This is a genomic window from Deinococcus aerophilus (assembly GCF_014647075.1).
GTDB lineage: Bacteria > Deinococcota > Deinococci > Deinococcales > Deinococcaceae > Deinococcus > Deinococcus aerophilus.
The window spans coordinates 1-13,856 of the sequence record NZ_BMOM01000008.1; the positions used below are offsets into that span (position 1 = coordinate 1).

At 60.7% G+C, this 13,856-nt stretch carries 8 protein-coding genes and 1 pseudogene; 6 read left to right on the top strand and 3 right to left on the bottom strand.

What is annotated here, in order from left to right:
• Nucleotides 1-425 precede the first annotated feature (425 nt).
• On the bottom strand, nucleotides 426-1,172 hold the full coding sequence (locus IEY21_RS06865) for an HD domain-containing protein (RefSeq protein WP_188902749.1): 747 nt from the start codon (nucleotides 1,170-1,172) through the stop codon (nucleotides 426-428).
• A gap of 57 nt (nucleotides 1,173-1,229) precedes the next feature.
• Entirely contained in the window at nucleotides 1,230-1,406 is a 177-nt protein-coding gene (locus tag IEY21_RS06870; RefSeq protein WP_188902751.1) for a hypothetical protein, read from the bottom strand.
• A 330-nt stretch (nucleotides 1,407-1,736) separates the two neighbouring features.
• Between IEY21_RS06870 and IEY21_RS06875 the strand changes: the two genes are divergently transcribed.
• The 6 genes from IEY21_RS06875 to IEY21_RS06900 are packed head-to-tail and all read left to right on the top strand — an operon-like array spanning nucleotide 1,737 to nucleotide 12,312.
• Entirely contained in the window at nucleotides 1,737-4,304 is a 2,568-nt protein-coding gene (locus IEY21_RS06875) for a UvrD-helicase domain-containing protein (protein WP_188902753.1), read from the top strand.
• Nucleotides 4,301-5,167, top strand: coding sequence for a PD-(D/E)XK nuclease family protein (locus IEY21_RS06880; RefSeq protein WP_188902755.1), 867 nt, complete (start codon nucleotides 4,301-4,303; stop codon nucleotides 5,165-5,167). Before IEY21_RS06875 ends, IEY21_RS06880 begins: the two co-directional genes overlap by 4 nt.
• Nucleotides 5,164-5,622, top strand: a complete 459-nt coding sequence (locus tag IEY21_RS06885; protein WP_188902757.1) for a hypothetical protein — start codon at nucleotides 5,164-5,166, stop codon at nucleotides 5,620-5,622. Before IEY21_RS06880 ends, IEY21_RS06885 begins: the two co-directional genes overlap by 4 nt.
• A 10-nt stretch (nucleotides 5,623-5,632) precedes the next feature.
• A complete protein-coding gene (locus IEY21_RS06890) occupies nucleotides 5,633-7,510 on the top strand; it encodes a site-specific DNA-methyltransferase (protein WP_188902759.1) in 1,878 nt (625 codons plus the stop codon).
• A 23-nt stretch (nucleotides 7,511-7,533) separates the two neighbouring features.
• A complete protein-coding gene (locus tag IEY21_RS06895) occupies nucleotides 7,534-9,225 on the top strand; it encodes an NHL repeat-containing protein (protein WP_188902761.1) in 1,692 nt (563 codons plus the stop codon).
• A 30-nt stretch (nucleotides 9,226-9,255) separates the two neighbouring features.
• Complete coding sequence (locus tag IEY21_RS06900) at nucleotides 9,256-12,312, top strand: restriction endonuclease (protein WP_188902763.1); 3,057 nt, start codon at nucleotides 9,256-9,258, stop codon at nucleotides 12,310-12,312.
• 970 nt (nucleotides 12,313-13,282) lie between these two features.
• Here IEY21_RS06900 and IEY21_RS17105 read toward each other — a convergent pair.
• Nucleotides 13,283-13,519, bottom strand: a pseudogene (locus tag IEY21_RS17105) (GIY-YIG nuclease family protein); the annotation flags it as partial.
• Nucleotides 13,520-13,856 lie beyond the last annotated feature (337 nt).

Sequence of the window (13,856 nt, forward strand, 5' to 3'; positions counted from 1 at the left end):
CCACAACCCACACTGGATGTGGCCGAAGATGGCTTGGTAGAGTCGGGACGCGTCCCCGGTGGCATTTTCGGTTGTCACAAACGGAAAGTGTCCCCTACCGGGGACGCTTTCTCATACTTTGTGTCAGGCCGTCAGGTTCCGACCCTCATTTCCTTTACATCTCCATCTCGGAGTTTCAGATCCCTCCTCAGGACCCGCTGACAGAATGGGGCCTTTGGATATTGATGTCAAGACTTAATACATTAGAAATGAAGCTCTTGCCACTTGAAGGGGACAAAAATCAAATCTTGCAAGCAAGCTTGCATGCTTGCAAGCAAGCGAAGAAAGAAAACAACGAGGAGCTGATTTAAATCAGCTCCTTTTTCATTATATATCCCTCTCTATTCTTTGATAAGCTCTGTCACGACCAGGGGACAGAATTGGAATCAAGCCAGCTGCTCTCCGACCGGCCTGAGCAGCGGAAAGGCGGCAACCGTGTCCTGATCCAGATCACAGGCGGCTTCCAGCGCGGTCACGGTACGGTCCAGTTCGGCAATCAGGGCCAGCAGCCGAGGTTGCCCTGCCGCGCCAGGGGCCAGGCGGTAGGCGCGCACCAGCAGCCGGTAGTACTGCAGGGTCCCATGCTGGCCCTGGTTGAACCGGTCGAAGAAGGCGGCCCGTGTCTCGGCCGTGTCGCCCGCCGTGAGCACGTCGGTCAGGATGCTGCGGGCATTGTGCAGCTTGTCGGCGGCGCTGACGAGCAGGGCCGAGGCGTCCTTGACGTGTTCGCGGCTTACCAGCTTGTGGAGGTACTCTCCCTTGCGCTGCTCCCAGGGGGCTTTCCTGCCGTTCACCAGCGGCGTTTCCTCGGTGGCCCCCAACACCAGCCGGGCCACTTCGGTGTCGAATTCGCGGCGAATATGGTCTTCCAGCTCCTGACGCTTTTTAGCCCGCATCGTTTCCTCAGGCTCCAGGTTTTCCGGACCGTCTTCCAGGGCGTCATGCAGCAGGGCGGCGATGGCCTCATCCTCGGACGCGCCGAACTCCAACGCCACAGAGGCCACGCCCATCAGGTGGGAGATGTAGGGAATGCGCGTGCCCTTGCGGTACTGCCCGGTGTGCCACTTGTGGGCCAGGGTGAGCGCTTTGATAAACCGGTCGGTGAGGGGAAAGGCGGTTGCTGGAGTCTCCATGCCCCGATGTTATGTGGCCTGCCAGCGCCGACTTGCCTCATTTGTGCCTTGCGGCGGTTACTCCTCGAACAACCCGACCTGCCGCGCCCCCTGCGCCCGCTGAAGCTTCTGCTCCTCCAGCTTCTTCAAGGCGTCCTCGAAACTGCTGGCCTGCGGAATCCCGTCCTCTGGCGGACGGCCCCGTCCCCTGGGGGTAACGTCGGCCGCAACGCTGACTGGCTCTGAAACTGGCACGGTGTCCGTTTCCGGTTGCACCTTGCGGGGCCGTCCACGCCGCTTCGGTTCACTGCCGTCCGCCGCAGCTTTCGGAGTAGTCTCCGCGCTGCTGGCCCTAACTGCTTTCGGCTTCCGTCTGGCCCCCGTGCCTTCTGCGACTCGCGCCGCCCGGATGCGTTCCAGCAGCAAGAATCTCTCCGGGGCCGTGTCACGGACGGGCAGCCGTCTGAACTGGGGCATCTCCGGCAGTATGACGGCCGCGCGGGGACGACGTGACCGCAGGTGCGCCGTCCCCGCGCGGCATGTGAGCGTGCCTCCAGGCCCGTCCAGGGGCAGAATGCGGGCACTGTGCCCCCACTCACTCTGGATGATCTCTTCGCGGAGGCGAACTTCACGCCCAACGCCCCGCAGCGCGCCGCGATCCTGCACACCGACGGACCGCTCTTCCTCGTGGCCGGGCCAGGGTCGGGGAAGACCCGCGTGCTGCTGTGGCGCACCGTGAACCTGATGGTCTTCCACGGCGTTCAGCCGGAGGAGATCTTCCTGGCGACCTTCACCGAGAAGGCCGCCAAGCAGCTCCGGGACGGCCTACTCTCCCTGCTCGGCCTCGTCACGAACCGCACGGGGCAACCTTTCGATCTCTCCCAGATGTACATCGGGACCGTGCACTCCCTGTGCAACCGGTTGCTCACCGACCGGGCCTTTTCCCCGGGACGGCAGCGGTCACAGTCCCCGGTCGTGATGGACGCCCTGGAGCAGTACTTCCACCTGTACCGCAAGCGGTTCTGGCGGGACGCCCTGAGTCACCTCGGCATCGAGGACGACCTGGAAGTCGTGCAGGAACGCCTGAACCTCGTGTTCGGCAACCGGGGCGCGTCACGGCACAAGGCCGTCGTGGCCCTGCAGAGTCTCTTCAACCGCTTCAGTGAGGAGAACCTGGCCCCGGATGACCTCCTCACGCAGAACACCAACCCCGACCTAGACCTCCCCCTGAGGCTGTACGCGTACTACCTGTCCACGCTCGGGCAGTCCGTGGATCTCTCATTGCTGCAGCAGGCGGCTTATAAGGTCGTGGCGGCGAACCCGCAGGCGAGCAGCCTCTTCAAGTACGTCACGGTGGACGAGTACCAGGACACGAACGCGATTCAGGAGAAGCTGTACTTCGCGCTGGCCAGGTGCGGCAATATCTGCGTGGTGGGAGACGACGAGCAGGCGCTGTACCGCTTCCGGGGCGCGACCGTGGAGAACTTCGTACAGTTCCCGGACCGCTGCCAGCAGCACCTGAGCCGCACGCCGACCCGCATCGCCCTGAACACGAACTACCGGTCCAGGAAGGGCGTGGTGGACTTCTACACGGGCTACATGGACGGTGGGCACTGGGCGAGGCCGGGTGGCGGCGCGTACCGCATCGAAGGGAAAGGCATCCAGGCGCACAGCGCTGACGCCAGGCCCTCCGTGGCGGTGAGCAGCTCGGCGGGACCGGAGAGCGTCTGCATCGAAATCGCGGCGCTGATCCGGTCCCTGATCGACTCCGGCAAGGTGCAGGACGCCAACCAGATCGCGTGTCTCTTCCCGTCCGTGAAATCGTCCGCCGCGCAGCGCCTGACCAAGGCGCTCGCGGACGTGGACCTGAAGGTCTACTCCCCCCGGGCCGGGCGGTTCATCGAGACGGACGAGGCGACCCTGATGCTCGGTCTGATGATCCAGGTGCTGGGCCGCACGCCCCGCGAGATCGAATTCAACGGGGGGGACTACAAGCTCTACCACGACTGGCTCGACGCCGCTGAGAAGGAAGCCAGGGACGTCATCCGGGCCGACCCCCGCCTGGCCAGTTTCGTGCAGGACCGCAAGGCCGAGATCGCCGGGGTCCGCCGGGACTACCAGGCGTTCATGACCGTCCTGGAGAAGCAGGGCTGGGCGGCCATCAGCCCGTACGACCCGGCGAAGCACAAGCGGGCCCTAATGGACGCCCCCGGCCTGAGCAACCGGGCCAGGACCGGCATCGGGAACCAGCACTTCGACCGGGTGGCGCGTGAACGGCAGGCGGAAGGGAAACCGGTCACGCTGAGTTACGCCGTCAACCGGGCCACGTCGCTCGACTGGACGGTCCTCGATCTCTTCTACCGACTCACGGCCTTCCAGCCGTTCAAGGGCATGTTCGACCTCGCCGAGCAGGGCCGGGACGAGGGGCCGGTCACGACCCTCAGCCTGGTGTCGCAACTCGTCTCCCGCTTCATGGAGGAGACGCAGACGATCCTTACGGCGCACTCCTTCGAGAACGACCTGCTGCGCAACCAGTTCGTCGGGTCGTACCTCTTCGCGCTCTTCCGCCTCGGCGAAGGCGAGTACGAGGACGAGGAAGTGCCCTTCCCGAAGGGCCGCATTCCGTTCCTGACCGTCCACCAGAGCAAGGGCCTGGAATTCCCGGTGGTGGTGCTGGGCAGCGTCATGAAGAAGGACATGGGACCGCAGACGGTCGAGGTGCTCATCCGGCCCTTCCTGAGCGGCGACAACGAACCCCTGGAGAAGGTCAGTCAGTTCGACACCATGCGGATGTTCTACGTGGCCCTCAGCCGCGCGCAGAACCTCCTCGTCGTCGGGCACATCAAGGGCCGGGGGTACTCCACTCACGACTCGTTCAAAACGCTCCTGGACGGGAACGTCACCCGCATCCCCGATCTGGACCTCAGCACCGTGCCGGCCGCAGGGGCCGAGTCGGACGACACCATGCGCAGCTACTCGTACACGGCCGACTACCTGCGGTACCTCGAGTGCCCCAGGTCGTACATGATCTTCCGGAAGTACGACTTCGCGGATTCCCGCACCGGGGGCATGTTCTTCGGGAACCTCGTGCACCAGACGATCGAGGACCTGCACAACCGCGTGATCGCCCTGCGCGAAGGAGTGACCGCATGACACAGAGCATGGAGGACTTCATCACGGACGCGTTCGAGCAGAACTACGAACGCATCCGCCTCGAAACCGGCCGGGCCGTGACGCCCAACATCAAGGAAGCCGCCAGGGAACAGGTGCTGCTGTACTACCGGCGCATGCGGGACGTGGCAGACGGCGTCACCGACACCGAGGTGAAACTCACCCTCCCCGAACAGCGCACGCCGCAGCAGCGCAAGTTCACGCTCGAAGGCGTCGTCGACATCGTCCGCGAAGGCGACCGGACCACCATGTACGACGTCAAGACGCACCTGGACGCCGACGCTGCCGCCGGGCAACTCGATCAATACGTGCAGCAACTGAACCTCTACGCCCACATCTGGCAGGGCCTGCGTGGGGAAGCGCTGGACGAGACTGCTATCATCGCGACCCGTCCCACGCGGGAACTCCGCCAGGCGCTCCGCAGCGGGGACGACCGGGTGATCGACGCGGCCATTCTGAAGTGGCGACCTTGTCTGAACATTCCCCTGGACGAACACGCCGTTGAGGACACCGTCCAGCGGTTCGGCACTGTGGTGGACCGCATTGAGGAACGCCACTTCATGCCCCCGGCCGTGGAGAAACTGAAAGCCCCGATCCGCCCCGGTGCGCGGCAGCCCTTCGGGACGGCCGTGTGCGCCAACTGCGACGTGCGCTTTACCTGCGACAGTTACCGCCAGTTCCGGTTGCAGACCACACCGGGAATGAACCCGGAACGGGTGCTGCAGGACGCCATGAACGAGTACGCGGCCAGTAGCGAGCAGGGGCAGTGGGTGGATGCGAACATGGAAACCCTAAACCGCGACAGGCTGCCCGACGCTGAAGACATTGACCGGGGTGACGTATGAACGGACAGGCATTCAAAGATTTTCTCAATCAGCAAAAGCAGATTCGGACTGCTCACCGGTCCGCTATCGAGAAGTACATCCAGGCCATCACGAAGACCCTGTCGGACGAACAGAGCAAAAGCGGCGCGTACTACTCTTCCAGTTCTATAGACGTGATCCAGCCGCCAGAGCTGGACGAGGGGTACATCAGCTTTACGCTGAAAGTCCTGTCGAGCTCACTGCCGATGGGATTGAAGCTGACGTCAGAGGGCGTGTTCGTCCTGCGGTGCCTAGGCAAAGAGGTCGAGACGACCACGCCGCCCGACACCATTCAATTCATCTACCAGTGTCTCTGCGAGTTGGAATCAACAGCCACCGCACTCCAGAGAGGCTGGGCGGACGACCCTGCAGCCAACTCCTCGCAGCGAACTGAAACGCCCCCGTTGGCACAGCCTGCCCCTAACGCCGTCACGTAAGGAAAACTCCATGATTGAAGAATTGAAACGCCCAGATCGACTGGACGAGGACCGCATCGAGGCCATCAAAGCCCTGTTCCCTGAGGCCTTCCCTGATGGACGATTCAACCCGCAGGCCCTCAAAGAATTGCTTGAAGATCCGAACGAAGCGGTCGGGCAGGATGCAGACTTCTATGGGCTGAGCTGGCCTGGCAAGAAGCAGGCGCGCAAGCGAGCCGCATCTGCACCGACCGTAACGCTTGCCCCAAAACCCGGCGAGGGAGAAAACGAGCAGTCCACCAGAAATGTGATCATCGAAGGGGACAACCTGGAAGTGATGCAGGCGCTTCTTAGGGCATACGCGGGGAAGGTGAAACTGATTTACATCGATCCGCCCTATAACACTGGCAACGACTTCGTGTACCGCGACGATTTCAAGTCGTCTACGGAAGCGTACCTGGAGGAGACAGGGCAGCGTGACGTTGAGGGCTTACTCGTCAGCAATCCGCGCACCGGCGGACGCTTTCATGCCAACTGGCTCAACATGATTTATCCGCGTCTTAAGATGGCTCACTCGCTGCTTATGGACGATGGTTTAATTTTCATATCTATTGACGACAATGAGTTAAACAATCTTCGACTTGTCTGCGGTGAAGTATTTGGTGATGAAAATTTCATTGGCAATATTGTATGGCAAAAGAAGTATGCTCCTGCGAACGATACCGTGAATCTATCATATATGCACGAATATATTATGGTATATGCTAAGCAAAAAAAGTATAGCGACGCTGGAAGGCAGATCGCGTTGATTAGTAAGATGGCGCGTAGCGAAGCGCAAAATGCACTTTACAAAAATCCCGACGGAGATCCTCGAGGGGACTGGGCATCAGACAACTATACTTGTAATAAAACGGCCGAAGAGAGGCCGAACTTATTTTATCCCATCATACAACCTAAAACTGGTAAGGAGATTTGGCCGAGCAGATCAAGGGTCTGGGCATATTCACAGATTGAGCACCAAAAACATATTGAAGAGGGGAGGCTTTGGTGGGGAATAAATAAGGAAAACGAAACTCCACGGTATAAAAGATACCTTTCTGACGTAGGAGGAGTCGTTAGCGATACGTGGTGGTCTCATGACAAAGTCGGCCATAGCGATGAAGCAAAGAAGGAATTCAAAGCATTGTTCTCTGAGGCGACCGATGCCTTTGACACGCCAAAGCCCACGCGAATGATCAAGCGCATCGTAGAACTAGCAACTACTGGCGTTGATGGACATATCGTGCTGGATTTCTTTGCTGGCTCGGGTACGACTGGACAGGCTGTGATGGAAGTCAACGATGCAGACGATGGAGATAGACGCTTCATTCTAGTCCAAGCACCAGAAGCCAGCAAACCCGGCTCAGAAGCCATGAAGGCTGGGTTGTCCACTATTAGCAAAGTGACCGCCGAGCGTGTGCGTCGGGCTGCCAAAAAAATTAAAGCAGAGAGCAAGGCGGACCGGGGCTTCCGGGTCTACCAGACCACACCTTCAAATTTACGGAAGTACCGACCAATTACGGTTCAAAACGTTGCCGAGCTTGGCGGCCTGGACTTCAAGGGCTCGGGAGCTCTCGTGCCTGACTTCAACTCCCAGAACGTCATCACGGAGATGATGTTGCTGGAAGGTTTCCCGCTGGACAGCAGGATCGAGCAGGCGCCCGAGTTCAGCGACCAAGTGTATGTCGTGTCGCACCCGGAGCGCAGCCACCGCCTGCTGATTTCCCTGACGGCCGACAAGCTGCTCGATGAAACGGTCGAGCAGGCCAGCCAGTACCCGAAGGACACGTTCATCTGCCTGGAATCGAGCCTGACGGATCAGAGCAAGATCCGCCTGGCGGACGCCGTGGCAAAAGTGAAAACCCTGTAATGCCCTCACTCAACGGAATGAATATGCTGAACATCACGTCACGACGCGCGTCCCTGCTGGTCACCCTCGCCCTGTCCACCCTGGTCTCCTGCGCTCCGAAAGACTTCCGTCCTCAAGTTGCCCAGAAGGTCGTCATCAAGCAGGGGGGAGCCGTCACCCTGCAGGTGTCCGTCGAGCGTGACGAGGGTCTGAAAGGACCCGTGACCGTGTCCCTGCGGAACCTGCCGGAGGGCGTGACGGGTTCGACCACCACGCTGGCAGAGACGCAGACGAGTGGTCAGATTGCGCTGAAGGCCACCGCCAGCGCCCCGTTGAAGCAGGCCGCGAGCGCGGCTCCTGCCGCTGAGGGTGCCGCGACTGCGGTGGACGGCCAGCCTGCCGTGGTGTTCTCCGCGGACGGCAAGACCCACGAGCTGCCGCTGGCCTTCGCGGTGCAGGCGCTCTCCGGGTCGTCCGACAAGACGTTCGGGTCGGGTGGGGTCATGCAGATGAAGCTGGGCGTCTTCCTCAAGCGCGATCATGCCAACGCGCTGGCGGCCACGGCGGACGAGAAGATCCTCGTGGGGGGCCAGAAAGACGAACGGTTCGCGGTGTACCGCCTCAACCGAAATGGCACCGTCGATAAGGGCTTCGGGAAGGAAGGCCTTGCCGTGGGCACCGGCGCGAAGGGCACTGTCTACAAACTGCTGGTGCTGCCGGATGGCGGTGTCATCGCGGTCGGAAGTGACCAGTACGAATCGGCCGGGCTCGTGCTGGCGAAGTTCACGAAAGACGGGAAGCTCGACACGACGTTCGGGAAGGGGGGCGTGGTCAACTACGCCGTCAATGGTCTGGAGTACCACGGCCTGAGAGACGCGGCTGTGCAGTCTGACGGCAAGGTTGTGGCTGTCGGGAGCGCTGGAACAGAAATGGGCGGGTCTGGTGGCCTCACGAACGGGAAGTCACTTGTCGTGCGGTTCAATCCGGACGGCAGTGTGGACCGGACGTTCGGGAGCGGTGGGCGCATCGTCGGGGGGATCCAGGAATACGGATCTGCAAATGACGTCGAACTAGGAGACGCAGACACGCTTCTTGTCGTGGGAACGGCCTACACCCAGTACGGCGACTGGGAGACCAGAAATCCAAATATCTTCTACCTGGCCAGGTACCTGAGTGACGGGTCGCCAGATACCTCGTTCGGGAACAATGGGTTCGTGACCTTCTCCGCACGGGATGAGGACACGGACGTGTACGGCACGGGCGTCAGCCTCCTGCCCGACGGCAAGATGCTGACGATCGCCAACGTCACCAGGATGGATATGAACACGTTCGACTCCATGAACCAGATTCGCGTGGCCCAGTACCTCCCAGACGGCGCGCGGGACACTGAGTTCGGTGAAGAAGGTGCGGTGACGTACGACTTCGGTCACTCCGCTTACGGCATCGATCTCGCGGCCACCAAGGACGGCTTCGTCCTGACCGCTACAGTGCAACCTGAGAAGTCGGCAGAAAGTGCTCCATCCCTGGTGAAGCTCAGCAAGGCGGGCCTGGTGGACGAGTCGTTCAACTTCGACGGCCGGGTCGGCATCGGGACACTCGACGATCCGCTGAATCCAGTCGTCCTGAACAGCGGCCAGATCGTGGCGGGCACCAGCCTTAGCCCCTTTTTCCAGGATTACGACGACAACGACGACGCGGCCAAAGTGAACGTGGAACTCGTCAGGATCAACCCATGAGCGCCTGGATCACCGCTGGAGGCCACGGCAATGGCTTTTGAGTTCAAATTCAGTGCCGATCAGCCGCACCAGAAAGCGGCGCTGGACGGCGTGCTCGAACTGTTTGAGGGCTTCTCGGCCTCCCACACTGAAGGCACAATCCTCGATGAGGTCTTCCCGAACCTGCCGGACGCGGAGATGCTGGACGAGGAGTGGCTGGCCGAGAACCTGGGATTCGTTCAGGGGCAGCACAACACGCAGTACCCGGCGGCACCCGTCCCGATGCGGGGTCTGGAGATGGGAGCCGAGGCGGACGGCATGATGCTCGACGGGGTCAGCAACGATTCCCACCGGGCGCCGCACTTCACGGTGGAGATGGAGACCGGCACCGGGAAGACGTATGTGTATTTCCGGTCGATGCACGAGCTGTACCGCCGGCATGGGTTCCGGAAGTTCATCATTGTGGTGCCGAGCGTGGCGATCCTGGAAGGGGTCAAGAAATCCTTCGAGATCACCCGGAAGCATTTCGAGCAACTGTACGGCGTGACGAACTTCCGCCTGATCGAGTACGACGGGGCGAGGCTGGGGCAGCTGCGGAACTTCGCGCAGAGTCAGACGCCGGTGGTCATGGTGATGACCATGCAGAGCTTCAACACGGCCGGCCGCAACTTCTACAAGCCGACCGAGAAGCTCGCCGGGGCCCGCCTGCCCTACCAGTGGGTGCAGGAGACGCGCCCGGTGGTGATTCTGGACGAACCGCAGAACATGGGCAGCGATAAGGCCAAGGAGGCCATCCGGACCCTCAAGCCGCTGTTCGTGCTGCGCTACTCGGCCACGCACCGTCCGGGGGAGACGCCCAACACCGTCTACCGCCTCACGCCGCTGGAGGCGTTCCGGCAGGGACTCGTCAAGCAGATCGAGGTGGTGGGCATCAGTGACCTCTCCGGGCTGAACGTGCCGCAGTTCCGCATCGAGGAGATCACCCGCAACCCGATCACCGCGAAGGTCAAGACGGTGGTCATGCAGGACGGCGTGGGCAGTGAGCAGGTCGTCACCCTGAAATCCGGCGATGACCTCTTCAAGAAGACAAAGAACCCCGACCATCAGGGGTTCGTCGTAGAGAGCATCGGCGTGGCGAAAGACGACCTGCCGGGGTTCGTGCGGTTCGAGAACGGTGAGGAGTTCGGCACCGGGGACGAGGTGATCGGGTCCCGGACGGAGATCTGGCGAGCGCAGATCCGCGAGACCATCCAGACGCACTTCGAGCGGCAGCGACAGCTCCGAGGCAAGGGCGTCAAGGTGCTGTCGCTGTTCTTCATCGACCGGGTCGCGAACTACCAGGGGCAGCCCGGCACCATCCGCAAGCTGTTCGAGGAGGAGTACGCGAAACTCCAGCCGATGTACGCGGACGGGCCGGTGCTGGACGCCAGGGACGTTCACCGGGGGTACTTCGCCTCGAAGAGGGTCAAGGACCGGGAAGTGGTGAGTGACGAGCTGCAGAAGGCCGATAGTGACGAGGCGAAGGAGACCTTCAAACTCATCATGCGGGAGAAGGAGCGCCTGCTGTCGTTCGAGGAACCGGTCTCGTTCATCTTCGCGCACAGCGCCCTGAAAGAAGGCTGGGACAACCCGAACGTCTTCCAGATCTGCACGCTGAACCAGACGGTGAGCAGCACCAAGAAACGCCAGGAGATCGGGCGTGGCCTGCGCCTGTGCGTGGACCAGGACGGGAACCGCCCCGAGGGGTTCAACCTGAACATCCTGACGGTGATCGCCAACGAGAGTTACGAGTCGTACGTGGCGAACCTGCAGCAGAACTATGCGGATGACGGGGAGGGAGCGCCCCCGCCGCCGAAGAAACCGTCGCAGGCGGTCGCCAGGCGCCGGGACGAGCTGTTCCAGGGTGAGGCGTTTCAGGCGTTCTGGCAGAAGCTCTGCAAGCGGCTCGCGTACCGCATCGAGGTGGACACGGACGTGCTGGTGGACGAGGCCGTGGCCGCGCTGAAGACGGCAAAGTTCCCGCAACCGGTGATGACGGTCAGCCGGGGGCAGTTCATCGTCCGGCAGTACGAAGTGCGACTCGAGAAGGTGATCGGTGAGGCCGCTGTACTGCAGATTCACACCCGCGATTCCCGGGCCGAATCACAACCGTCACTAGGGTTGACGTCCGCGTCGACCTCGCAGCAGCAGGTGGTCCTCCACGAGAAGCAGGACCTCAGCACGAAGTTCCCGGTGGGCGACGCACGCCGTCAGCACTTCCGCAAGTGGAAATTGCAGCGCGTCTGGGAGCAGTACGGTGAGGCCCGCATCAAGTTCGACAACGAGGTGGAGGTCAGCCCGAGCGAACCGTACCGCTTCGAAGTGCAGGTGACGCTGCCCAGGGAGACAGTCACCGTGCAGGCCGAAGCGCACGCGCAGCCCATCCCGGACTTCATCGGCCGGGCCGCCGGGGAGACGGATCTCACGCGGGCGACGCTCATCCACATCTTCCAGAGTCTCCCGGACGACGTGAAGGAGAAACTGCTGATCAACCCGGAAGGCTGGACGAACGTCTTCGTCGCGACGCTCCAGGACGTGCTGGCCGACCACGTGGCACGCCGCGTGGAGTACTTCGGCGAGACGTCCGACATCGGCCCGGCCGAGGAGTTCTTTGGTGCGGAAGTGAAGCAGCCGCAGCGGGAACTGATCGAGGATCAGACCGGGAAGGCCCTGTACGACCGGGTGCAGATCGACTCGGACGTCGAGCGGACCTTCGTGGAGCAGTCCCTCCGGAGCGACGGGGATCACATCGCGGTGTACTTCAAGTTCCCCCCGAAGTTCAAACTGGGCCTGCCCCGCGTGATCGGGAACTACAACCCGGACTGGGGCGTCGTGCGGCTCGCGGGTGAGCACACCCGCGTGGAACTCGTCCGCGAAACGAAGGGATCGGAGAACGAGGCGACGCTGCGGTTCGAGAGCGAGAAACGGAAGATCCGGGCCGCGAGGCGGTACTTTGCGGCGCTGGGCATCGACTACCGGGTGGTGACCGGTGAGACAGGACGCTACTGGGACGCAGAAGGTACGCCGGCCGCTGGGGCTCCTGGTCTGTTCGGCGGTGTCGGTGGGTGAATGACCCCGCTGGCGGTCGAGTCCGCTGGTCGAAGTCGATATGGTTACGGTGGCGTCACCTCGAGGGCTTCTGCTTCAGGTGGTGACGCCCGGCCCCTTCCTGGCTTGGCATGTTCTAAACGGCGTAGGATATTTAGCGTGTCTAGCCCTCTAATTTTAAGTTGCTCCAATATTTCACTACATGATCAGCATTTGTTACGGTCATCTGGGACAATTGGGGAGCGTGCTCAGGAGGCCAGATGTGCGATGGCCAGCCGCGCACTTTCGTCGGCCATGTGGATAACATATCGGGATTTTGCAATGTCAGCAGATCACGCCATATGCACAGGCGCCGTAGGTGCATTGGAGAGGGCACATGAAGAGAGCGCCAAAGCCAAGGTGAAGCAAGCTCTGAGGATATGTGACTGCTTAATGCACTGACAAAGTTTGGATATAACTGTAGTCGGTTTAGGATGTCTGTTGGATTTAAATTTCCTGTGCGCATTAAGTCGGTGGACCCAAGTACCAATTGCGGCGTCAGTCGTTTTGGTTCTTGAAGTAGTGTCAAAAATATATTGGCCAGTGCGGGACGCAGCGTAGGTGCTGCTTGCACTGCCCAGAATAGGGTCGGCCCACCTTCCATCACCAGAAGTTTGAGCCAATCGCCTGGTTCAACCTTGACTGATCCAATCAACACCTGTGTAACTAGAATCGCTGCCCCTTGTTGATGTCCTTCATTGACAGCGGCCATTACTGCGGTAAGTGCCCCCATACCTTGTGTTTTGATGAGCTGAGTCAGATGTGTAGACAGTATGGGCGACATGCCTCGACCTTCCGTAGAGGGCTTCAGTAATAAATCGAATGCAGCACGCACAACATACCAGGGCACTGTCGGGTTTTGCGCAGATGTAGTCTCTACTATCGGATCAATGAGTTGCTCAACGACTTGTTGGGAACTTTGGTTGAGCGCCTCCAAAACAACCTCATGCACCTTCATTTGGAAAAACTCACGACTTCGTTCAATCCGTCGGGACGCGAAGGTTTGATGCAAATGCATTTCTAATCCTGCAGGATCTGGGCTCCATAGGCAAAATTCGACTCTGAATGGTGTGGGAACACCAGTGGTACGCAACGATTGAGCACGGCTAAAGGGATCTTGGCGGGTACGCCCAATTTTCAAAAGCCCCGGCATGCTGGCATTGCTCAGGACGTAAACGTAGCCACTCACGTTATTAGCCTGTGACGAGTAGGCCGCCTCGCGGCATTCCGCTTGAACTTAGAGTTGTGGATTGTAAGGATGGTCGTTCCCACCTTGGAGATGTAAAATCCTGTGCTCACCTTTCCGTCTCCCGCATATCATCTGCATTCATCTGTCACATCACTTTGACTCTTTGCTCGGTTGACTGCCAAGCATAGTCTGATTCAGTACCTATCTTCACCCAGCCCTGAACGGGGACGGGATGGAGGAAAGGTCATGAGTCATCCCCATGGGGATAAGGATGGGGTCATCCCCCGAACATCGCCGCGTCTCTGAATGCTCTCCTGGACGGCCTCAATCAAGGGGA